At 33.9% G+C, this 19,972-nt stretch carries 23 protein-coding genes, 1 tRNA gene, 1 pseudogene and 1 other annotated feature; of the genes and pseudogenes, 1 reads left to right on the forward strand and 24 read right to left on the reverse strand.

Annotation, left to right across the window (positions count from 1 at the left end):
* Positions 1-2: 2 nt before the first annotated feature.
* From rsmB to FP435_RS05305, 22 genes and pseudogenes are all read right to left on the reverse strand, one after another.
* Positions 3-1,342: pseudogene (gene rsmB, locus FP435_RS05200) on the reverse strand (16S rRNA (cytosine(967)-C(5))-methyltransferase RsmB).
* Entirely contained in the window at positions 1,311-2,255 is a 945-nt protein-coding gene (fmt, locus tag FP435_RS05205) for a methionyl-tRNA formyltransferase (RefSeq protein ID WP_265483089.1), read from the reverse strand. Before fmt ends, rsmB begins: the two are co-directional and overlap by 32 nt.
* A 12-nt stretch (positions 2,256-2,267) precedes the next feature.
* A complete protein-coding gene (gene priA / locus FP435_RS05210) occupies positions 2,268-4,658 on the reverse strand; it encodes a primosomal protein N' (protein ID WP_265483090.1) in 2,391 nt (796 codons plus the stop codon).
* Positions 4,659-4,709: 51 nt separating this feature from the next.
* Positions 4,710-4,928 (reverse strand): DNA-directed RNA polymerase subunit omega, encoded by a 219-nt coding sequence (rpoZ, locus tag FP435_RS05215; RefSeq protein ID WP_265483091.1) that lies wholly within the window; start codon positions 4,926-4,928, stop codon positions 4,710-4,712.
* Between the two features lie 2 nt (positions 4,929-4,930).
* Positions 4,931-5,545, reverse strand: a complete 615-nt coding sequence (gene gmk, locus FP435_RS05220) for a guanylate kinase (protein ID WP_265483092.1) — start codon at positions 5,543-5,545, stop codon at positions 4,931-4,933.
* A gap of 142 nt (positions 5,546-5,687) precedes the next feature.
* On the reverse strand, positions 5,688-7,370 hold the full coding sequence (gene recN, locus FP435_RS05225) for a DNA repair protein RecN (RefSeq protein ID WP_265483093.1): 1,683 nt from the start codon (positions 7,368-7,370) through the stop codon (positions 5,688-5,690).
* A gap of 4 nt (positions 7,371-7,374) precedes the next feature.
* On the reverse strand, positions 7,375-8,193 hold the full coding sequence (locus FP435_RS05230; protein WP_265483094.1) for a TlyA family RNA methyltransferase: 819 nt from the start codon (positions 8,191-8,193) through the stop codon (positions 7,375-7,377).
* On the reverse strand, positions 8,193-9,059 hold the full coding sequence (locus FP435_RS05235; protein ID WP_265483096.1) for a polyprenyl synthetase family protein: 867 nt from the start codon (positions 9,057-9,059) through the stop codon (positions 8,193-8,195). Before FP435_RS05235 ends, FP435_RS05230 begins: the two co-directional genes overlap by 1 nt.
* On the reverse strand, positions 9,059-9,301 hold the full coding sequence (locus FP435_RS05240; protein WP_265483097.1) for an exodeoxyribonuclease VII small subunit: 243 nt from the start codon (positions 9,299-9,301) through the stop codon (positions 9,059-9,061). The genes FP435_RS05235 and FP435_RS05240 overlap by 1 nt, the downstream gene beginning before the upstream one ends.
* A gap of 1 nt (position 9,302) precedes the next feature.
* Positions 9,303-10,655, reverse strand: a complete 1,353-nt coding sequence (gene xseA, locus FP435_RS05245) for an exodeoxyribonuclease VII large subunit (RefSeq protein ID WP_265483098.1) — start codon at positions 10,653-10,655, stop codon at positions 9,303-9,305.
* Positions 10,645-11,496, reverse strand: a complete 852-nt coding sequence (locus FP435_RS05250; protein ID WP_265483100.1) for a bifunctional 5,10-methylenetetrahydrofolate dehydrogenase/5,10-methenyltetrahydrofolate cyclohydrolase — start codon at positions 11,494-11,496, stop codon at positions 10,645-10,647. The genes xseA and FP435_RS05250 overlap by 11 nt, the downstream gene beginning before the upstream one ends.
* Positions 11,497-11,538: 42 nt before the next feature.
* Positions 11,539-11,940 (reverse strand): transcription antitermination factor NusB, encoded by a 402-nt coding sequence (gene nusB / locus FP435_RS05255; protein ID WP_265483102.1) that lies wholly within the window; start codon positions 11,938-11,940, stop codon positions 11,539-11,541.
* Positions 11,940-12,368: an Asp23/Gls24 family envelope stress response protein gene (locus tag FP435_RS05260; RefSeq protein ID WP_265483104.1), complete on the reverse strand. Its 429-nt coding sequence runs from the start codon at positions 12,366-12,368 to the stop codon at positions 11,940-11,942. Before FP435_RS05260 ends, nusB begins: the two co-directional genes overlap by 1 nt.
* Before the next feature lie 23 nt (positions 12,369-12,391).
* On the reverse strand, positions 12,392-12,961 hold the full coding sequence (gene efp, locus FP435_RS05265) for an elongation factor P (protein ID WP_265483106.1): 570 nt from the start codon (positions 12,959-12,961) through the stop codon (positions 12,392-12,394).
* Positions 12,962-13,109: 148 nt separating this feature from the next.
* Positions 13,110-13,409 carry a 50S ribosomal protein L27 gene (gene rpmA / locus FP435_RS05270; protein WP_265483107.1) on the reverse strand — a complete coding sequence of 100 codons (300 nt, stop codon included), beginning with the start codon at positions 13,407-13,409 and terminating at the stop codon, positions 13,110-13,112.
* A 17-nt stretch (positions 13,410-13,426) separates the two neighbouring features.
* Positions 13,427-13,738 carry a 50S ribosomal protein L21 gene (gene rplU / locus FP435_RS05275; RefSeq protein ID WP_265483109.1) on the reverse strand — a complete coding sequence of 104 codons (312 nt, stop codon included), beginning with the start codon at positions 13,736-13,738 and terminating at the stop codon, positions 13,427-13,429.
* A 14-nt stretch (positions 13,739-13,752) separates the two neighbouring features.
* Positions 13,753-13,832: a sequence feature (ribosomal protein L21 leader region), on the reverse strand.
* Positions 13,833-13,896: 64 nt separating this feature from the next.
* Positions 13,897-14,736 carry a YitT family protein gene (locus FP435_RS05280; RefSeq protein WP_265483111.1) on the reverse strand — a complete coding sequence of 280 codons (840 nt, stop codon included), beginning with the start codon at positions 14,734-14,736 and terminating at the stop codon, positions 13,897-13,899.
* 79 nt (positions 14,737-14,815) lie between these two features.
* A complete protein-coding gene (locus tag FP435_RS05285) occupies positions 14,816-16,207 on the reverse strand; it encodes a DUF2325 domain-containing protein (protein ID WP_265483113.1) in 1,392 nt (463 codons plus the stop codon).
* Between the two features lie 88 nt (positions 16,208-16,295).
* The gene (locus FP435_RS05290) at positions 16,296-17,312 is read right to left on the reverse strand and encodes an alpha-hydroxy-acid oxidizing protein (protein ID WP_265483114.1); all 1,017 of its coding nucleotides are present in this window, start codon (positions 17,310-17,312) and stop codon (positions 16,296-16,298) included.
* Position 17,313: 1 nt separating this feature from the next.
* Positions 17,314-17,895 carry a Fic/DOC family protein gene (locus tag FP435_RS05295; RefSeq protein ID WP_265483116.1) on the reverse strand — a complete coding sequence of 194 codons (582 nt, stop codon included), beginning with the start codon at positions 17,893-17,895 and terminating at the stop codon, positions 17,314-17,316.
* Positions 17,888-18,307 (reverse strand): helix-turn-helix domain-containing protein, encoded by a 420-nt coding sequence (locus tag FP435_RS05300; protein ID WP_265483118.1) that lies wholly within the window; start codon positions 18,305-18,307, stop codon positions 17,888-17,890. The genes FP435_RS05295 and FP435_RS05300 overlap by 8 nt, the downstream gene beginning before the upstream one ends.
* Before the next feature lie 93 nt (positions 18,308-18,400).
* The gene (locus FP435_RS05305; protein WP_265483120.1) at positions 18,401-18,628 is read right to left on the reverse strand and encodes a 2-hydroxymuconate tautomerase; all 228 of its coding nucleotides are present in this window, start codon (positions 18,626-18,628) and stop codon (positions 18,401-18,403) included.
* A 139-nt stretch (positions 18,629-18,767) separates the two neighbouring features.
* Between FP435_RS05305 and FP435_RS05310 the strand changes: the two genes are divergently transcribed.
* Positions 18,768-18,841 (forward strand) — tRNA-Arg (locus tag FP435_RS05310).
* A 197-nt stretch (positions 18,842-19,038) separates the two neighbouring features.
* Here the strand turns inward: FP435_RS05310 and FP435_RS05315 are convergent.
* Entirely contained in the window at positions 19,039-19,440 is a 402-nt protein-coding gene (locus tag FP435_RS05315) for a type II toxin-antitoxin system HicB family antitoxin (protein WP_265483122.1), read from the reverse strand.
* A 135-nt stretch (positions 19,441-19,575) separates the two neighbouring features.
* Positions 19,576-19,770, reverse strand: a complete 195-nt coding sequence (locus FP435_RS05320; protein ID WP_265483124.1) for a type II toxin-antitoxin system HicA family toxin — start codon at positions 19,768-19,770, stop codon at positions 19,576-19,578.
* Positions 19,771-19,972 lie beyond the last annotated feature (202 nt).

A 19,972-nucleotide genomic window follows, 5' to 3' on the forward strand; every position in this document is an offset into this window, starting at 1 on the left:
ATCTACCCTCGTTTTTTTAATTTTGCAATAAAAAATCCATCACTATCATATTCATCAGGCAATATTTTAACCATTTTTTGCTTTGGCAAATTGCCAACCTGAATAGGTTCTAAAGAAAAATCAGGATGCTTTTGCAAAAATTTTTCAACTACTTTTTCATCTTCTTGAGTGGTAATTGTACAAGTAGCATACACCAATTCTCCACCCTTTTTTAAAGTAGGAGCAACTTGATCAAGAATATCCTGTTGAATCTTACTTAAATTTTCGATATCTTTCAATGATTTATCATACCGAATCTCAGGCTTTCTTCGAATTAATCCTAATCCTGAACAAGGTGCATCTACTAAAATCTTATCAAATTTTTCCTCAGAAAAATACTCACTTGCCTTACGTGCATCTAACTTTTTAGTAGTAATTTTATTTGCTACACCCAACCGCTTAGCTGCCTTTTTAATTAATTCTAATTTATGCTCATGAATATCTAAAGCAATAACTGAACCTGTCGTAAGTTTTTCTGCAATTTGAACTGTCTTACCACCTGGTGCACTGCAGGCATCTAGTACTTTTTCATCACCTTTAAAATCAAAAGCATCTACAGCTAATGAAGCTGCACTATCTTGAATTGTCACTTTTCCCTTTTTAAAAAGCTCCGTTTGTGCAATACCGCCATGATTTAAAAGGAGATTATGATCAGTTAAAGGTGCTACTTGATACTTAAACCCATCTTGTTTTACTTCTTGCTCTATTTCACCATAGAATTCTGGTGCAACTGTCATTCGAATACTATTGGGTGCTGGTTGATTAGCAGAAGCTAAAATTTTCTTTGCTTTTTCAAGTCCAAAAACCTTAACAAAATATTCTACCATCCACTCTGGATAAGACTCTTTAATACTTAAGTATTTTATCGTGTCTTCTTTAGAAGGTAAAATTTTTCCTTGGCGCTCTAAGGAACGAAGAATCCCATTTACCATTTTAAAAGCGCCAGAATTTCTCCTACTAAATTTTTAGCTAATTTATTAGCCTCATCAAAAATCGCATTTGTAGGAACCTTTTTTAAGAAAAAATACTGATAAGCTGACATTAACAGTAAAGGCTCCATAAATTTATCCTTTAGCTTACCTTTGATTAAAGGTTTTATCTGATACTCTAAAAAGATTTTATATTGGATGGTGCCATAAACAATATTGGTTGCCAATCCCTTATCTTTTTCACTAAGACCTGAATCATTAAGTGCTTGATTGAGAGCAATATTTGAATACGACTTTTGGTTTAAAATTTTAATAAGTGTTTCTAATGCAACCGCTCTTGCACTAGTCTTCAATGATTTTTGCTCCAATTTCATAGTGACTTCCTTGTCCGTTTACAAAATCTTTAATCCCCATTTTCTTCTTTCCAGTTGGTTGGACTTCTAATAAATCAAGTACGCTTCCATTCGCAAAAGCTAAAGCAAAACGTTTTTTATTTGATACTAAGCTTCCAGCTGGCAAATCAGTTGTTTCTTCACTAACCTTGGCCTTCCAGACCTTCATTCTTTTTCCGTCTAGGATTAAATAAGCACCAGGATCTGGATTTAGTCCACGAATAAGATTATTTGCTTGTTGAGCAGTTAAAGTAGTTTTGATTTGTTCTTGTTCTTTAGAAATATTTGGTGAAAAAACCACTTTTGATTCATCTTGAGGAGTTTGTTCTAGCGTTCCATCTAAAAATTTAGGTAAAGTTTCTAACAACAAATCTCTTCCCAAGATGCTTAATTTAGCAAACATTGTTCCACTAGTATCTTCGTCTTCAATTGGCAAAGATTCTTGCGCATACATAACTCCTGCATCCATCTTTTTAACCATTTCCATAATGGTTACTCCTGTTTCAGCATCACCATTAATAATTGAATATTGAATTGGAGCTCCTCCACGATATTTTGGTAATAATGAGCCATGAACATTAACAGGGGCAATCTTGGCCGAATTTAAAAATTTAGTCGGTAAAAATTGTCCATACGCAGCTGTAACAATAAAATCAGGCTTTAAGGCAATTAATTCTTCAAGTTCTGGTGAACCAGATAATTTTGCTGGTTGATAAATTGGTAAATTATGAGCTTTGGCAGTCTGCTTTACTTCTGATTCATGTAAGACTTGCTTACGACCAACTTTTTTATCCGGTTGAGTAACTACAGCTTTTATATCATATCCTGCTTGGACTAATCCCTCTAACACAACACTACCAAAATTTGGGGTTCCTAAAAATATAATTGATGGCATTAAATCGCTCCTTTAATTTATTCTTTCTGGTTCATTATCAATATAAACATTCACGCCTTGTTTTTTTATCTTTTGAGCATCATCTTGAATTTGATGTAATAACTCATTTAACTTAGGCTCTTGTTTATATTTTACCAGTATTTGATAATAATATTGATTTTTTATTCTACTGATACTACTTGGCGTTGGTCCCAAAATAATTGTTGGACTATGCAAGCTAGTCATTAACTTTCTTTTAATTAAAAAAGCTTGTTTAGCAGCTTGTTGTTCACTCTTTGAGGCTACAGAAATTAATGTTGTATAAAAAAATGGTGGATAATTTCCTTGCCGTCGAATATACATTTCTCTTTGATAGAATTCTTCATAATTTTGTGTTTGCGCTAGCTTAATAGCATAGTGATCCGGATTATAAGTTTGAATTAGGACTTCACCCTTCTTCTGTGCCCTTCCTGCTCTACCAGAAACTTGCGTTAAAAGATCAAAAGTTTTTTCAGAAGCATTAAATGCAGGTACTTGCAATGAAATATCTGCGTTAATTACTCCTACTAAAGTAACATTTGGAAAATCCAGTCCCTTAGCAATCATCTGCGTCCCAAGTAAAATATCTGCCTCTCCATTTTCAAAACTTTGCAGAATTTTTTGATAGCTCCCCTTACGCCTTGTCGTATCGACATCCATTCTTAAAATTCGAGCTTGTGGAATTAATTCTTGAAGTTCTTCTTGTACTTTCTCAGTTCCAGTACCTAAAAAACGAATTTGCTTACTTTGACAATTAGGACAAAACTGCGGGACAGGTGCTTGATAATTACAGTAGTGACACTGCATTTGCTGAGTATTTTTATGATAAGTTAAGGAAATATCGCAGTTAGGACACTTTAAGACAAAACCACAATCGCGACATAACATAAAATTAGCAAATCCTCGGCGATTTAGCAGCAAAATTATTTGTTCCTTTTTAGCAATTTTTTCTTTAATATTTTCTACTAAATCAATTGAAAGATCAAACTGTCCTCCTGCAAATCTAACTTGCTTTAAGTCAATTAAATTTACCTCAGGCAAATTTTTTTGATTTGCTCGCTTAGTTAAGCGCAGTAATTGATACAATCCCTTTTGGGCTCGTGCACGACTTGCTAAGGAAGGTGTAGCACTTCCTAAAACTACTGGACAATGATGGTACTTGCTACGCAATAAAGCTACATTACGGGCATGATAACGGGGATTATCTTCTTGCTTATAAGAAGATTCATGTTCCTCATCAATAATAATTACCCCAATATTGTCTAAAGGGGCAAAGATGGCACTTCTTGCTCCCACAACTACTTGCGCTTCATTTCGTCTAATTCTGCGCCATTCATCGTATTTTTCTCCTGCTGATAACCCACTATGCAAGACTGCAACATCAGATCCAAATCGTTGTTTTACTTGTTTAACCATTTGTGGAGTTAAAGAAATTTCTGGCACCAACATTAAAGCAGTCCGCTTACTAGCAAGAGCTTTTTTAATTGCATGAAGATAGACTTCTGTCTTACCACTGCCAGTTACTCCTTCTAAAAGATAAGTCTTATCTTGCTTAGTGGTAATACTAGCAGAAATTTTTTCTAAAGCATCTTGTTGTTCTTTATTTAAGACTATTTCTGAATCTTTTTTTTCTTTAATATCCTTAGTCGGATCACGATAGACTTCAACTTCTTCTTCTTTTAGCCACTCTTTTTTTACGGCATTCTTAATTACATCACTACTTAAGCCTAGTTTCTGACGAAGGTAAGTCCGAGTTTGAGGATAAGACTCAAAATTATTTAGAATATCTAATAACAGTAATTGTTGATTTTTAGCATTTGTACGTAAGCTTTCATAAATTTCGATAAACTCTGCTTTAGTCTTTAAAAGTTTATATTGTTTTTCTGTTTTCTTTTTTGCCTTATTTTCAACTAAGTACTCTATTTTTGCTTGATCAGTTTTAACCAATTTTTGCATAAAATTAATTGTTTCTGAATCCTTTAACTCGTCAACTTCAAGAGGACCATTTTTAAAAAAAGGTAATCTCTTTGCCTCTTCAGTTAAGGGGGTCAGAATTTTACGATAGTTTGCCCGCATTACTTGTGGCAACATTGATTGCAAGATACTAATTCTATAAGAGAAAATTTTGTCTGCCATTACTTTAGAAAGATTAACCAATTCAGTTGTTAAAGGTGGTAATTCATCCACCACCAACAATAGATCTTTTAATTTTCCTTCAAATTGGCTTTTAGAACTAGTATTTACTACAAAACCTTGAACTTTTCTTCTCCCAAAAGGAACTACTACTCTAGATCCTATTTTGACTTCTAGATTTTGGGGAATATGATAGTCAAAAGTGCGATCAGTTTGCTTAGCGGGTACATCTACAATAACTTGAGCAATCAAATTTTTCTCCCTACTAAAAAACCTTCATTGCAAAGCAATGAAGGGTCTAAGTTAATCAATTTCTGCACGATGTTCTGGATCAATTGTAACCTTACCAGCAGTAATTTCTTCAAGTGCCATTCCAACTGCTTTATCAGTATCATAGTGCTTTAAGGCTTTTGGAAAACCTGCTTGAATTTCATGAGCTCTTTTTGCTGCTAAAACAGATAATGAATAACGTGAATCAACTCTAGCTAACAATTCATCAATTGATGGATAAGTAATCTTCATAACTATACCTCCTTAACCATATCACGATAATCTTCAATAACTCGTGGTACACGAACATGCTCAGCTTCAACAATAGATTTAATATGATCAACTGCATTTGCAACTGTGTCATTAACAACTGCATAATCATAATCTTCCATCATTAAAATCTCTTTACGCGCTTGCTTCATGCGCATAGCAATCGCTTTTTCTGAATCAGTTCCTCGATTTACAATTCGGTCTTTTAACTCATGTAAATCAGGTGGTGTTAAGAAAATAAAGACACCATCAGGCATTAGCTTTCTTACTTGCTTAGCTCCGTTAACATCAATTTCCAAAAGCACATCTTTTCCTTCGTTGAGCATCTTTTTAACAGGACCCAAAGGGGTTCCATAATGATTACCCACATAAGAATTATATTCTAATAATTCATTATTTTTGATTGCCTCTTGAAATCTTTCTTCACTAACAAATAAGTAATCTTTTCCATTTACTTCACCAGGACGAGGGTTACGGGTAGTCATTGAAACTGAATATTCAAAGGAAAAAGCTCTTTGCTTAACCATTTCACTTTTTACAGTCCCTTTCCCTACACCAGAAGGTCCAGAAAGTACAATTAATAAACCTTGATGTGCCATATTTTCTCCTAATAATATTATGTAACAAGATAATACTACTTTAAAAATTAAATTTATGCAATATAAGTTACTTTTTTACTATTAATCTTTCTTCTTTATTACCAATTTACTACTAAAAAAGTGAAAAATAAAGCACCGCAGCTTAATGGCCTTGATGGGTTTCTTTAATTAACATTTCTGCATTCTTTTTGGCAACTTCAGTAACTTCATTGGCTGCTAACATTTGTGCAATTACTGTTACTGCATCTTTTTCTTGTAGATTAGAAATTGTAGTGTAAGTAGCTCCATTCTCTACCTTTTTTGCTACTTGATAATAATTATCAGCTGCTGCTGCTACTTGAGGAGCGTGTGTAATTGCAATTACCTGCTTTTCTTGACTAATTGCTCGCATCTTCTTACCAATTGCACCCGACACTCTTCCTGATACCCCAGTATCAATTTCATCAAAAATCATTGTCCCTACTGGCTCAACTTTTGAAAAAATAGATTTTAATGCAAGAACTAATCTTGACTGCTCTCCACCAGATACCACTTTAATTAATGGTTGTAAATCTTCACCAGGATTAGGAGAGATTAGGAAGGTGATCTTATCTTTACCTTCTTTATTAAAAATAGCTTCTGATTTTACTTCAATTGCAAATTGAGCTTTCTCCATATAAAGATCTGCTAATTCTTGTTTTATCTTTTTTTCCAAATCATGGGCTATTTTTTGACGACTTTGATGCAAGTTAGTTGCTTGTTCTTCCATTAACTTTTCTAACGCTGCTACTTCTTTTTTTAAAGATTCAGTATCACTACTTGCTTGAAATTGCTTAAATTCTTTTTGAATTCTTGCATAAAATTCAAATACATCTTCTAGTGTCGGGCCATATTTTTTCTTCAATTTTTTGAGTTCATCTAAGCGTTCTACCACGTAATGATACCGTTCTTCATCAAAATCTAGTGAATCCATAATATTACTTAATTCACTTCGTGCATCCCCCAAAGCATAGTAACCCTCATTAAAACTTTGAGCAAAATTTTGAAATTTTTTACCGTATTCGCCTAATTCTTCAGCTGCACCTTGTGCCTGCCCTAATAAAGTAGCTAATCCACGTTCTGGATCATCATACATTTGCATAAAATAATTAGCAGTATCAGCAATTTTTTGATAATTGTCTAACTCTTGAAATTCTTCCTCCAGAATCTCATCTTCATGAATGTCCTCTAAATTGGCACTCTCTAGCTCATTAAGCTGAAAATTTAGAATATCTTGTCTTTGCGCTAATTCTTGAGCATTCTTTTCACTTTCTTTAATTTCAGCTGTTAACTTTTTCCACTGATAGAAGTTCTCTTGATACTGCTTTAGTGTAGTTTTAAAATTATCATCTGCGTAATCATCTACTAAATAAATTTGCGCCTTTGGATTCATTAAAATTTGCTGATTGTTTTGTCCATGAATATCAACTAAATAATGCCCAAATTCTTTTAAAACAGAAATAGTTGTTAATTGGCCATTAATCCTAACAACATTTCTTCCCTTACTAGAAATTTCACGACTAATGATGAGTTCATCTTCTTCAAGCGGAATTCCGTAGTTAGCAGCTAATTCTTCTAATTCTTTCTTTTGTTTACCTACAGTAAATAAACCAGTAATTTTTGCCTTTTGCTGCCCTGTACGAATCATTTCTGCTTGAGCACGATTACCCAATAAAAGAGATAGCGCATCAATTAAAATTGATTTACCAGCTCCTGTTTCCCCAATTAAAACAGTCATTTTATCTTTGAAATCAACCTTTAAAGATTTAATAATCGCAAAATTTTGGATATCTAGTTCTACTAGCATTTAATCAGCCCCTAAGTTCATTTACTGCTCGATTTACAACTTGTTCAGCAGTTCCTTGCCATAATTTTTGACCTGGGTTTTCAGTGTTTTTTCCTAAGTGAATTAAAAATTCAATATTTCCTTTACCACCTTTAATTGGCGAATAATCAAGACCCAAAATATTAAAGCCTACTTCCCGAGCTTTTTGGATTACATGGTCAATAACTTCTTTATGAACTTCATGATCATGCACAATTCCATGCTTACCAACATGTTCTGGACCAGCTTCAAACTGTGGTTTAATTAAACAAACGGCATCATATCCATCAGCTAAAATTTCATACATTGGAGGCAAAATTAAATCTAATGAAATAAAAGATACATCTGTCATCGCAAAAGTAGGAGGACCAGCAGTAAAATCTTCTGGTTTACTATAGCGGAAATTTTGCTTTTCCATCACTACCACACGATCATCATCTCTTAGTTTCCAAGATAACTGATTATATCCTACATCTAAGGCATAAACCATTTTGGCACCATTTTGTAAAGCGACATCAGTAAAACCACCAGTAGAAGCTCCAATATCTAGACATATTCTGCCTTTAAGATCAATATCAAAAACTTCTAATGCTTTCTCTAGTTTAAAGCCACCACGAGAAACATATTTTTTACCATCGTCTTTAATGTAAAAAACTTCTTCCTCTGGAAATTTTTCTCCACTTTTATCAATTCTTTGATGATTATGGTCACTTACTAATCCCGCCATAATTGCTCGTTGAGCGGCCGTTCTTGAGTTAAACAATCCTTGTTCAAATAATAATATATCTGCTCTTTTTTTTCTCATTATAATACCTTCTCATAAAGTGTAAAAAATTCGCCTAAAATTGGATTTTCAAATTTTTTCACTATGTTATTGCCTTGATTTACTAAATGTTGTAGTTTTTCTCTACTTTGGGTAATTCCCAAAACGGTTAAAGTATTATTTTTTCCTTTTTTTTCATCTTTATGGGTTGCTTTTCCAGCTTCATTACTATTTTCTACTACATCCACTAAATCATCATAAATTTGATAGGCACGACCAAAAAATACACTCATTTTTACTAAATCTTCTCTTTGTTTTAACTCAGCTTGTCCATAAATGGCTGCCATTTCTACACTGGCTTGAATCAAACAGCCCGTTTTTAGCCACTCCATTTTATCAGCTAATTCTTGATCCTCTTTAGCTTCTGGATTATTCGTTCCCTCAATATCCAAATACTGTCCTTCAACCATTCCGTTTGGCCCAATAGCTTTAGTAATTACTTCAATCATTTCAACAGATTGACCTCCTTGTGCAATCCATTGAATACCTAATGGTAATAACGCGTCTCCTGCCAAAATAGCTTGAGCATGACCCCACTTTTTATGTGAGGTTAATTTACCACGACGAAAATCATCATTATCCATTGCTGGTAAATCATCATGAATTAAAGAATAGGTGTGAATTAATTCAATCCCTGCAGCAATTTGAATTTCATTTTCACCAATTTCTTTTCCTAGAGTATGAAGGGTTGCCAGAAATAGTAAAGGACGTAATCTCTTTCCTCCAGCTAACACTGAATAAGATAGAATATCTTTAAAACTTTTATCTTTTACTTCTAGCGCTAATTTTTCTTCTAAAAATTTATTTATTTTCGGAAGATAACTTTTTTGAAATTCTTTAAGTTTCATTAATTTTCCTCAGGTGCTGCTGCATTATTAGGATCAAGTCTTTGGGTACTACCATCTTCTTTAACTAAACGCGCAACTGTTTCTTGAGCTTGAGTAAGTTTAGTTTGTAAATCTCGACTAAGAGTTATTCCCTTTTGAAATTCAGTTAAGGCTTCATCTAATGGTAAATTACCTGTTTCTAATTGATTAACAATTTGCTCTAATTCAGTTAATTGATTTTCAAAATTATTTTTTTCAGCCATTTTACTTATCCTTTCTGATATCTATAATTTTAGCCTGTGCACTTCCATCTTTAAAGCGTAAATTCAAGATTTCATCTTTTTTCAATTCATTTACACTAGTAACTGTTTTTCCGGCTTGAGTAGAAGTATAAACATAACCTTTACTAATTGCCTTTAAAGGACTATTACCATCTAAACGTTGCATTGTCTGCGTCAAAAGATTCTTCTTCATTTGTAAATACGCAGCCATATTTTTATTTAGATCTTTCGTCAAATGATTAAGTGTACTTTGGTTATTTATTAGTCTAACACTCGGATTATTAGCCTTTAACTTCTGTCCTATTAAATTAAAAGTTGCTTGCTTATGCGCTAAAAGGTTACTTATTGCATTATTCAAACGCATATCCAAGCTATCAACCAACTGAATTCTTTGTTCGTATAAACGCTCAGGAGTTTGAAAAATTGGAGCATTAGTTAAGCGTATTAAAGCAGAGGCTTTGTTTTTTAACAAATTATTAATTGAACTAGCTAAACGAACCCGATATTTTTCAATATCATTTACTACTTTAGCTAAATCTGGCGTGGCAAGTTCTGCTGCGGCAGTTGGGGTGGCTGCTCTAGCATCAGCTACTAAGTCTGCTAAGGTTGTATCTGTTTCATGCCCTACTGAAGAAATAATTGGAATTGGTAATTCATACATTGCCCGCACCACTTCTTCTTCATTAAAAGGCCATAAATCTTCTAAAGATCCTCCTCCACGCCCAATAATTACTAGATCATACTCATCTTTTTTAGTCGAAATTTGCTTTAAGGCCTTAACTAAGCTATCTTTAGCCTCATCGCCTTGAACTTTAGCAGGATAAAGATCTATTTGAGCATGAGGGAAACGTCGATTAGCGGTAACTAAAATATCGTGAATTACCGCTCCTGAAGAGCTTGTTACAACAGCAATTCTATCAGGGAACGCTGGCCATGTCTGTTTATGTTGTAAATCAAATAAACCCTCTTGGGCCAATTTATTTTTTAATTGTTCAAACTGTTCATAGAGTGCCCCTAGCCCTACAGGTTCCATTTCCTGAGCATAGAATTGATAGCTTCCTTGCGGCTGGTAGACATCAACCCGACCTTTAACATAAACTTCCATTCCTTCTTCAGGTTTAAACTTCAACTTATTAAAAGCTGAGCGAAACATGACAACGTTTATCTTTGAATCTTTATCCTTTAAAGAAAAATACTGGGTCGAATTCATTCGGTAACGAAAATTAGAAATTTCACCTTTAACATAAACTTCTTTTAGATAAGGATCATTTTTAAACTTTGCTGTCACATATTCATTTAAATCACTTACTGTTAAAAATTGGACATTATCTGTCATCTTTTTGTATCCTTGTCAAAATTACTACTTGCTCCATTAAACTAGCAACTGTCAATGGTCCAATTCCTCCAGGAACCGGCGTAATAGCACTAGCTTTTACTTTACAATCTTCAAATGCTACATCACCTACCACACGGCCATTGACCCGATTAATTCCAACGTCTAATAAAACTACCCCTTGTTTAAGCATTTTAGACGTAATTAAATTTGCTTGGCCTACATCGGAAACAATTATATCTGCTTTTTTTGTTAGTGCCGATAAATCCTGGGTTTTTGAATGGGCGATTGTCACAGTTGCATCTCTTGCTAAAAGTTGACTTGCTAGCGGTTTTCCCACAATTACACTTCGTCCGATGATTAAAGTATTCTTTCCTACTAAATCAAGTTCATAAGAATCAATTAGACTTAAAATTCCTCTAACTGTTGCTGGCATAATTTGACTATCTCCTTGCCATAGTTTTCCTTGATTATAGGGATGAAAACCATCAACATCTTTCTGGGGAGCAATCGTCTCAAAAATTGCCTGCTCATCTATCTGCTGCGGAAGTGGTAATTGAACCATAATTGCATTGATAGCAGCATCTGCATTCAACTCTTTAATTTTATCAATTAATTCTTGCTGAGTGATTTCTTGTGAAAATCGTAGACTGATTTCTTTAATTCCAACTGATTGGGCAAATTCTTTTTTCTTTCTAAGATAAATCGTACTAGCTGGGTCTTCTCCAACTTGTATTACGCAAATTGTCGGAACTACTCCATTTTCTTTTAACTGAATAACTTCTTTTTTTATTTTATTTTTTATTTGAGTCGCTAGCGTGCGACCTTCTAAGATCGTAACCATTTTAGCCTCGTTAAAAAAAGACCGGTAATACCGGCCTAAAAATTAATCCTTTTTGATAAAATTACCTAAAACACCATTAATAAAAGCTTTAGAAGTTGGGGCAGAGAACTCTTCACTTAAATTCAAAGCTTCATTTAATGCAGCTACAGGTTCGATTGCTTTACTATTTTGCATTTCATAAAGACCCAATTCAAGAATGGCACGATCAATTTGATTCAATCTTTGAATACTCCAACCCTTTTTTAGGTATTTACTAATTTGGTCATCTAAAGCTCCCTTGTTTTCTAAGATTCCCTTTACTAATTCCTTAGAATATTCAGGATATTCTTTAATATCTAGAGCTTTTAGTGCCTTTCGACAAATCTCTTCTACATCTGCATCTTCATTTTGATTAGCGAGATAAAGAGTTTGTAAAGCAATTTTTCTTAATTCGTGTTGGGTCATTATTTTTGCGCCTCACCATCTGAAGTAAATAATTCTTCTGTATCTTGATATGAATTTTCATCTTCAGAAATAAGTCCTACTACATGAATATTGATATCATCTAATTTTAAACTTGTCATTTGTTCAAGTTGTAAGGTTAATTTCTTTTGAAGATTCATTGCTACTTGCGGAACATTTACTCCGTAATTTAAGTAAACATAAATATCTGCAGTTAGTTTTCCATCATCAACGTGTATAGAAACTCCCTTACCGCGATTAGTTCGACCAAAAAGGCGGTTTATACCCGCTTTTAATGAGCCGCGCATTTCGCTGACGCCATCGACTTTTCTGGCAGCAATTCCTAAAATGACTTCAAGAACACTTACATCCACACGAGTCTCGTCGCCTTTTTCATTGCTTGATAAAAGAATCGTTGAATTATCAGCCATAATAAACCTCACATCATTAAATACTACTTGTTAGCACGGGATACGTAACTACCATCAACAGTGTTAATGGTTAAAACATCTCCTTGGTTAATAAAGAATGGCACATTAACTACTAAACCAGTTTCCATAGTTGCTGGCTTACCACCACCAGAAGAAGTATCACCTTTAATATTTGGTTCTGTTTCAGCAACAGTTAAATCAACAGTATTTGGTAAATCTACACCTAAAGTTTCTCCATCATGAGTAATAACATTAACACTCATGTTTTCCTTTAAGTATTTTGCTTCTTCTTCAATTTGTTCGTTAGGAATTTCTAATTGTTCATAGGTATTGTTATCCATAAATACGTAACTACTACCATCATTGTAAAGGTATTGCATAGCTTTAGTTTGAATATCTGCAGTTTCAACTTTAGCAGTTGAACGGAAAGTATATTCTTGAACTGCACCATTTCTCAAACTCTTAAGCTTTGAACGAACGAAGGCACTACCTTTACCAGGTTTTACGTGTTGGAATTCCACAATACGCCATAAGTCATTGTTATGCTTGATAGTAAGTCCGTTTTTAAATTCATTAACAGAAATGCTTGTCATTCTAAAATTACCTCGTTTCTTTATATTAATTATCTTACCAATTTTTAACAGGATTAGGCAACCTGTAGTACTTAAAAAGTTTATTTTTCAACTAAAATAATACAAAAAAGGCTGAATATTCTACCTGAACATTCAGCCTGCAAAAAAATTATTTTGCTTCTTCAGCTGGGTAAACAGAAACTTGTTTCTTATCTTTACCCAAACGTTCAAACTTAACTACACCTTCAACTAAGGCAAATAAAGTGTCATCGCCACCGCGACCAACATTCTTACCTGGGTGGATCTTAGTACCACGTTGACGGTAGATAATTGAACCTGCGTGAACTGCTTGACCGTCAGCACGCTTTGCGCCTAAACGACGACCAGCTGAGTTACGACCATTGGCAGTAGAACCACCACCCTTGTGGTGGGCTAATAATTTAAGTGCTTCAATGTTATTAATCATCATAATAATTCGACTCCTTATTAAGCTTCAATGCTTTCAATAGTCACCAAAGTGTAAGGTTGACGGTGACCGTACTTAGTGTGTGAGTGCTTCTTTGGCTTGTACTTGAAAGTTACAACTTTCTTTTCTTTGCCTTGCTTTTCAACTTTAGCAGTAACCTTAGCACCTTCAACTACTGGAGTACCAATCTTAGTTGACTTTCCATCGTTAACAAGGATAACTTCATCAAAAGTTACTTCTTTACCTGGTTCAACGTCCATCTTTTCAATATAAACGCTGTCACCCTTAGCAACCTTGTATTGCTTACCACCGTTTTTAATAATTGCGTACATTTGTACACCTCCGAAATAATACTTAGACTCGCCGCTATCGGTGAAACTAACATTAGCTCTCTTTCAGACCTAAAGCGTGCGGTTGCAGATGTGAGGTAGCCACAAATACAACTACTATAGTGTACTACCTAATTAAAAATTTCGCAATTGTTTTTTATTTATAATCCCCATTGACCACCATGAACTTTTACTACCGTATCAGTAATGATAAAGGCATTAGGGTCAACTTCATGGATTTTTGTAATTAAGGGACCATATTCTCTTCTATCAACAACCATCAAAATTTGCTGCTTTTGATCTTGAGTAAATCCACCTTCAACATTGTATAAAGTTAAACCTTGATAATCTTGGGTTAGCATTTTTTTAATCTCTTCAAAGTGGTCATTACTCATTACCCGAATTTGATATTTTCGATCGAAACCAGCCTCTGCATAGTTCATCGTCATTGCTGTTACTACTTGTGATAAAGTAGCTAGCAAAAATGCTTGCCAACCATCTACAAAAATGTTTAAAAAGATGATTATCATATCAATGCAAAGTAAACTTACTGCTGGATTAATATAGAAGTACTTTTTCAAAATCATTGGCGGAATAGTAGTGCCTCCACTAGAAGCATTTACCCGATATAAAAGTGAGACGCCTAATCCCATTAAAGCCCCACCATAAATAACTGCCAACAATTTATTTGAAGTAAGGGCAAAACTTGGTGTAATTTCCATCAATACAGGCAATATAAAGCTTCCTAAAGCTACATTTTTAGTAGTTTTCATCCCTAAAAATATTCCAGCTAGAATCAGCATCAAAATATTCACTACTAATACTGTAATGGAACGATTAATGCCCCACACTGCGTCCACTAAAATTGAAATTCCAGTTGAACCACCGGCTGCAATATTAATTGGTCCATAAAAAAAGTTAATTGAAATTGCAATAATTTCTAGCGCTATTAAAAACACTACCCAGCGCATCCAAGAACGTTTTTTTAAACTATCTCTCATCTCAGCGTCCTTTCTTTTCAAGTCCTTCTCACTAATAATTATACAGTGTGAATTTTACTTGCTCAAACTACTGCCTTATTTAATTAGCTTTATTTTTTATCTTTTTCTTTTTATATTCTAATTGCTGATTACCTTCATAAGCTGGCATTCCATTAGCTGCACGATAAAGTGCTCTTTCAAAAGATTGGTATCCTTTACTTGAACTAACAGCAAATTTTACTTTATATTTACTAGCAAATTCACGAATGTTCCAAGTACTATCATGAGCAGCAAAAGCAGTCACTAAGATTACAATATCTAAATTTTTTATTTGATTTTCCATCGCCTTTTTCTTCCCTTCAAAGGCATTAATTGGAATCGGGATACCATTATACTTATTAACAATTTCTTCCAAAATTTTCTCATTTTGATTATCACCGATTGCAATTCCAACACGCTGATAGTGTAAATCTAAGTCTAAAGTTTCTATTTTAGTAGGAGACAAATTTGTTTTATTAATTTTAGTAGGAGACAAATTTGTTTTATTAATCTTTTTAGGTGTCTTTCCCACTCTTTTGGGTGCTTCAGTTTCATAGATCCAACGAATTTTTACTGCACTAGCAGGATCCTTTTTTAAACGAACATCTTCGCTATACCAGGCTAAATCTACAATTGAGCCATCCTCTAAATGAATAGTTCCATTTTGGTAGTAACTAGAATCAACAGGGACAATAATATTTTTACCTCGTATTTTTAATTTTTGGCCTTTTACATTTCTTGACACACTTAAGTTTCCACTACTACCTTGTACCACCCCATATCTAAAAGTTTCTATTTGATCATAGTCACGCTTACGCATATTTTTGTAGCCAACTACTCGTAAGATTTCTACTTCTGGGCCTAAAGCAGTCTTATTTTCTAAAGCTTCAACTATATCACCAGTTTTTAAATTTAGACTGTGAATCTGACTTTCATTAACTTCAAAAGCAATATCCCCATTATCTGTCGTTAACTGCGCCCCACTTAAAGTACGAATAATTGTATAACGTTTACCTGTACGATAATCTCTTTTTACCTGCTTTTTGGGTTTAAGTGCTTGTTCAAAAATTTTTTGATTAACTACTTGATCGGTTTCAACTGATTTTTGAATTACATTATCTAAACGGCCCAAACTTTTCCCATACTTTTTACTAATTCCACCAAAAAAAGTTAATTTATGAATAGCACCACTAGCTTCTTTCTTAGCCTTCTCATTTCCAGGTGAAGCAATTAACTCTGCGATATTGTTTAACAATGAATTAAATAGTTGTATTTTTTCCTGATTATGATCACTACTTTTTTCTTTTTTGGGAACTACTTGCGTTGATACAACTTCTCCACCTTCTGCCATTGCCAAAATGGCCTTAATTGCACTTAAAGAATTTTGTAAACTTTTATCATCACCTGCTGTTTTATTTAAAATTCTCTTTAAATTATTGCGATAATCATACATTTATTTCACCTACTCATTTTGTTTCTTTTTCTATTTTACTAGAAAAATCACTAACAAAAAACAAGTAACCTAAGTTACCTGTTTTTTGTTAGTTAAAATGTAAAACTGTGGGATCAAAGGTCTTGGTATCTTTAACACCTGTATACATCATTAATTCAGCTAATTCCTCATTCATCTTCACTACTTTATCTTCAACAGCCTTCGTTCCTTTATCAAGTAATTCCGCTAAGATAGCCCTACCAATTAAAACTCCGTCTGCCCCTAATGCAAGTGCTTTATAGGCATCATAGCCTGATACAATTGAACCATCAACAAAAATTGTCATTTTACTATTACCAAGTGCATGCTTGATTGCAGGTAATACTTTTAGTGGTGGAACACCAAATGGTAAACGACCATGGTGGTGAGAAACTACAATCGCACTACATCCCGCATCTCTTGCCTTAATGGTATCTTGGACAGATAAAACTCCCTTAGCTACAAATGGAACATGAGCTGCTTTTACATAACTTCTTAAATCTGCACTAGTTACTGGACCCAAAGCAATCCCATCAACCACATCATATTTTCCATTGGTTCCGGGTACATGGTCAATATCCATTCCCACAGCTACTGCTCCTATTTCTTGCGCTACTGCAATTTCATCTAAGATTTTTTCATGATCAGCAAATGGTTTAATAATTCTAACCGTATCCCCACCTACAGCAGTAATCTCACGGTATTCCTCATTAGTTTCCATTCCAATCCAATTCAAAACGCTCAAATTTTTAGCTGCAATTGCTTTTTCTTGCATTGGCTTACGTTCTTTGTTATCCAAAACTTTATTTAAATGGGATACAGCAGCTAAAGTAATTGGAGATGAGTATTTTTTACCAAAAAATTCTGTCTCCAAATTTGGTTCTACTGCATCTAAGATTCGCATTTCTACTAAAATATTATCAAGGTAAGCCCGATTATGGACATTAGCATCTTCAGCACGGCCACTAGTTACTGGAATCATCCCTTTAGGACCAGGCCACGGACTTTTTATTTCTTGACTTTCCTTCTTTTCAAAATGATGCTCACTAGCACCTGTACTAGCATCTAAATGTTTTTCTTCTTTCATTTCATTTCTCCTCTGCAGCATCTTCTATTTTCAATAAACTGGCAATCTTAGCTATATCAGCATTTTTTTGGGCCGCAATTAGCTCCTCATTAGTCCGAGGATATTCTATGACTTGCTGATGATTAGCCGCTAATGCTTGTAAAAACACTTTACTACTCCGACCATTACCTTCTCTAAAAGGATGAAGGTAATTTAACCGATCTAATAAAAAAGCATAATCTTGAGCAGTTAATTTATCTTTCTTACGTAATTGTGCTAATTTTGTATCAATTTCACTCATTCCAAAAGGAATTCGTGATGGCTCCAAAAACTGTGTTTCTTCTTTTAAAAGTTGATAGTCGCGTATAACTCCTGCCCATTCATATAACCAACCAAACATAATCTTATGGATAGTTTTTAAATCTTCAATTGAAGTTATCGTTTCCTTTTTTCTTAAAAAAGTGAGCGCCCGCACTGCTGATCCCATATATTCTCGCTCTTGCAATTTTTTAGGATCAGTAATGTGTAATTTATTTCTTAATGCCCCTGTTTCATACAGAAAATGATGGTGATACCAAGAACTATCATGTACTTCCTTAATCATGGTCTGCACTCCAAATCTGATCTATTTCATTTTGCAAATCTAAATTTGGCTCTAATGCTTGATTTAATAAAAATTCAATCTCAGTCCTTGTCGGCTCCCATCCTTCTAAATGTTCACTTTCTACAATAAAGCGAATTTGTTGATAAGTCTCTTTATCTTCAATATAAACATCTTGAATAGTTTGATTAGGATCGTTGATTTCCAGCACATAAGTATCCGGAAGAAGTAAGGCAATTAATTCACCTGGCGTTTTACTTAAACTAGTCGCAAATGCATTTAAAACCTTCGGTGACCAAGCATCTGGTTTTTGCTTTAATGCTCTTTGGATTACTTTGCGCGGAATATTGAATTGCTTTGAAATTTTTGTTAATGTAATATTTTCTTGCTTCAATAAGGTAGAAATTGCGCTCATCTTTGTTCACCTTTTTGCATTTTCTTTTAATTTTACTGCTAACTTTTCTGAGAAAAAAATATTTTGATTGGTAACTTTAGTTAAATTAATAACTCAAGCGCGCCACTTTCCACCTTGACCATACGTATGCTTATCCAATTCATTAATAATTACATGAATATGCTCTTTAGGGGCTCCAGTATTCTTATGCACAGCTTTTGTGATATCTTTCATCAAATTAGTAAGTTGCTCATCGCTACGTCCTTTAATCAATTCTACATGTACAAATGGCATAATTATCTCCTTTTTTCTTTTTATTTTTATATCTTCATTATAATGCATCTCTATTAGTATCAACTATTAATTTATAATAAGATATCCGCAAATAGAAAATTAAGCAAATATTTACAAAAAGTTTTAAAAAGTGTTTGACTTTTAACAAATAAATTTCGTATAATATTAAATGTCCGTTAGCGGAGATGGTTCGGTAGCTCAGCTGGATAGAGCAACGGTCTTCTAAACCGTGGGTCGTGAGTTCGAATCTCACCCGAATCATAAAATGTATTGCTAGATTAAGCTTTACAAGTTATTATTCATAATTTGTTCATCAAAAAGTCCACTCAGATTGTTTAATTCTGAGTGGACTTTTTTATACTTATTTTTTTAATTACAGAATCCTACTTAAAAATGGCCATCAAAAACTAACGCTTAGCCTAACTCATACACATTATTTACAACTATTACATCATCTTTTACTTGGTTAAAAGCTTTGCTTCTAGAGCTTCTGTTAATGTTTGTGAAAAATTTATTCCAGCTTGTTCTGCCTTATAGGCAAGGTCGCTCGGAATAGTTGTATTCTTTTTAATTGTTGTTTTTTTAGTTTCTTTTCTAGCCTTTTCTAAATCTGAAAAGATTGGTACAACTAATTTTTTAGGATTTTCCTTTTTTACTCTTTCAATACTGGTTGGTTTTGGCAATTTATTTTCGGGAACATCATATAAAAACGCACCTAAAACCTCTGAACCTCTAGCCATTGCCTCTCCTTCACCTTTCCCATCAGTAATTGCCCCCTCTACATCAGGAAAAGTTACCGTGTACAAGCCTACTTCGTTTTCTGAATCATCTAATATAGCCGGATATACCACATACTTCATAAAATACCTCCTTAAACTTACTTAGTAAGTTTATTTTATTATACGTATAAAAGCGCACTTAATCAACAGTTTTAATTATGAAAAAAGTGACATATAATAAAAAGCAAGTAATAACTACTTGCCTTTTATTAAGTATTACCCATTAATCACACGTAAGATACTATGAGCTGTTCCAACAGCTATAGTATCTTTTCTTTTGCTAAAAGGAATTGCAACCATCTTCCCGTCTTTAGGATTTACGAAAATATGGTGATCTCCTCTTATGCGATCTTCCTTAAATCCAGCTTTTTTAGCCTTCTTCACAAGGTCAATCGCTAAGTATTGTACCATCGACACCCTCCCTTCCCAAATGAGATAATTTAATTATACGCCTTGAAGAGTATTACAACAATAAAGCTGACATTACTATTCAATACGTAATAAAACACGCCAGTCCTTTAATGCGAGCGTTCAAAAATTAACTTCTTTAGTCCATAGTAAAAACCACAAAAGCATCCAACTTTTGTGGCTCATTACCCTCACTCTAATTATT

This window comes from Lactobacillus sp. PV037, from assembly GCF_014522345.1.
GTDB lineage: Bacteria > Bacillota > Bacilli > Lactobacillales > Lactobacillaceae > Lactobacillus.

Bases quoted from the DNA above. Each gene is read 5' to 3' on its own strand.
- fmt (WP_265483089.1), bottom strand. From the start codon at position 2,255: ATGCCATCAATTATATTTTTAGGAACCCCAAATTTTGGTAGTGTTGTG.
- rpoZ (WP_265483091.1), bottom strand. From the start codon at position 4,928: ATGAAGATTACTTATCCATCAATTGATGAATTGTTAGCTAGAGTTGAT.
- gmk (WP_265483092.1), bottom strand. From the start codon at position 5,545: ATGGCACATCAAGGTTTATTAATTGTACTTTCTGGACCTTCTGGTGTA.
- recN (WP_265483093.1), bottom strand. From the start codon at position 7,370: ATGCTAGTAGAACTAGATATCCAAAATTTTGCGATTATTAAATCTTTA.
- FP435_RS05230 (WP_265483094.1), bottom strand. From the start codon at position 8,193: ATGAGAAAAAAAAGAGCAGATATATTATTATTTGAACAAGGATTGTTT.
- FP435_RS05235 (WP_265483096.1), bottom strand. From the start codon at position 9,059: ATGAAACTTAAAGAATTTCAAAAAAGTTATCTTCCGAAAATAAATAAA.
- FP435_RS05240 (WP_265483097.1), bottom strand. From the start codon at position 9,301: ATGGCTGAAAAAAATAATTTTGAAAATCAATTAACTGAATTAGAGCAA.
- xseA (WP_265483098.1), bottom strand. From the start codon at position 10,655: ATGACAGATAATGTCCAATTTTTAACAGTAAGTGATTTAAATGAATAT.
- FP435_RS05250 (WP_265483100.1), bottom strand. From the start codon at position 11,496: ATGGTTACGATCTTAGAAGGTCGCACGCTAGCGACTCAAATAAAAAAT.
- nusB (WP_265483102.1), bottom strand. From the start codon at position 11,940: ATGACCCAACACGAATTAAGAAAAATTGCTTTACAAACTCTTTATCTC.
- FP435_RS05260 (WP_265483104.1), bottom strand. From the start codon at position 12,368: ATGGCTGATAATTCAACGATTCTTTTATCAAGCAATGAAAAAGGCGAC.
- efp (WP_265483106.1), bottom strand. From the start codon at position 12,961: ATGACAAGCATTTCTGTTAATGAATTTAAAAACGGACTTACTATCAAG.
- rpmA (WP_265483107.1), bottom strand. From the start codon at position 13,409: ATGATGATTAATAACATTGAAGCACTTAAATTATTAGCCCACCACAAG.
- rplU (WP_265483109.1), bottom strand. From the start codon at position 13,738: ATGTACGCAATTATTAAAAACGGTGGTAAGCAATACAAGGTTGCTAAG.
- FP435_RS05280 (WP_265483111.1), bottom strand. From the start codon at position 14,736: ATGAGAGATAGTTTAAAAAAACGTTCTTGGATGCGCTGGGTAGTGTTT.
- FP435_RS05285 (WP_265483113.1), bottom strand. From the start codon at position 16,207: ATGTATGATTATCGCAATAATTTAAAGAGAATTTTAAATAAAACAGCA.
- FP435_RS05290 (WP_265483114.1), bottom strand. From the start codon at position 17,312: ATGAAAGAAGAAAAACATTTAGATGCTAGTACAGGTGCTAGTGAGCAT.
- FP435_RS05295 (WP_265483116.1), bottom strand. From the start codon at position 17,895: ATGATTAAGGAAGTACATGATAGTTCTTGGTATCACCATCATTTTCTG.
- FP435_RS05300 (WP_265483118.1), bottom strand. From the start codon at position 18,307: ATGAGCGCAATTTCTACCTTATTGAAGCAAGAAAATATTACATTAACA.
- FP435_RS05305 (WP_265483120.1), bottom strand. From the start codon at position 18,628: ATGCATTATAATGAAGATATAAAAATAAAAAGAAAAAAGGAGATAATT.
- FP435_RS05315 (WP_265483122.1), bottom strand. From the start codon at position 19,440: ATGAAGTATGTGGTATATCCGGCTATATTAGATGATTCAGAAAACGAA.
- FP435_RS05320 (WP_265483124.1), bottom strand. From the start codon at position 19,770: ATGGTACAATACTTAGCGATTGACCTTGTGAAGAAGGCTAAAAAAGCT.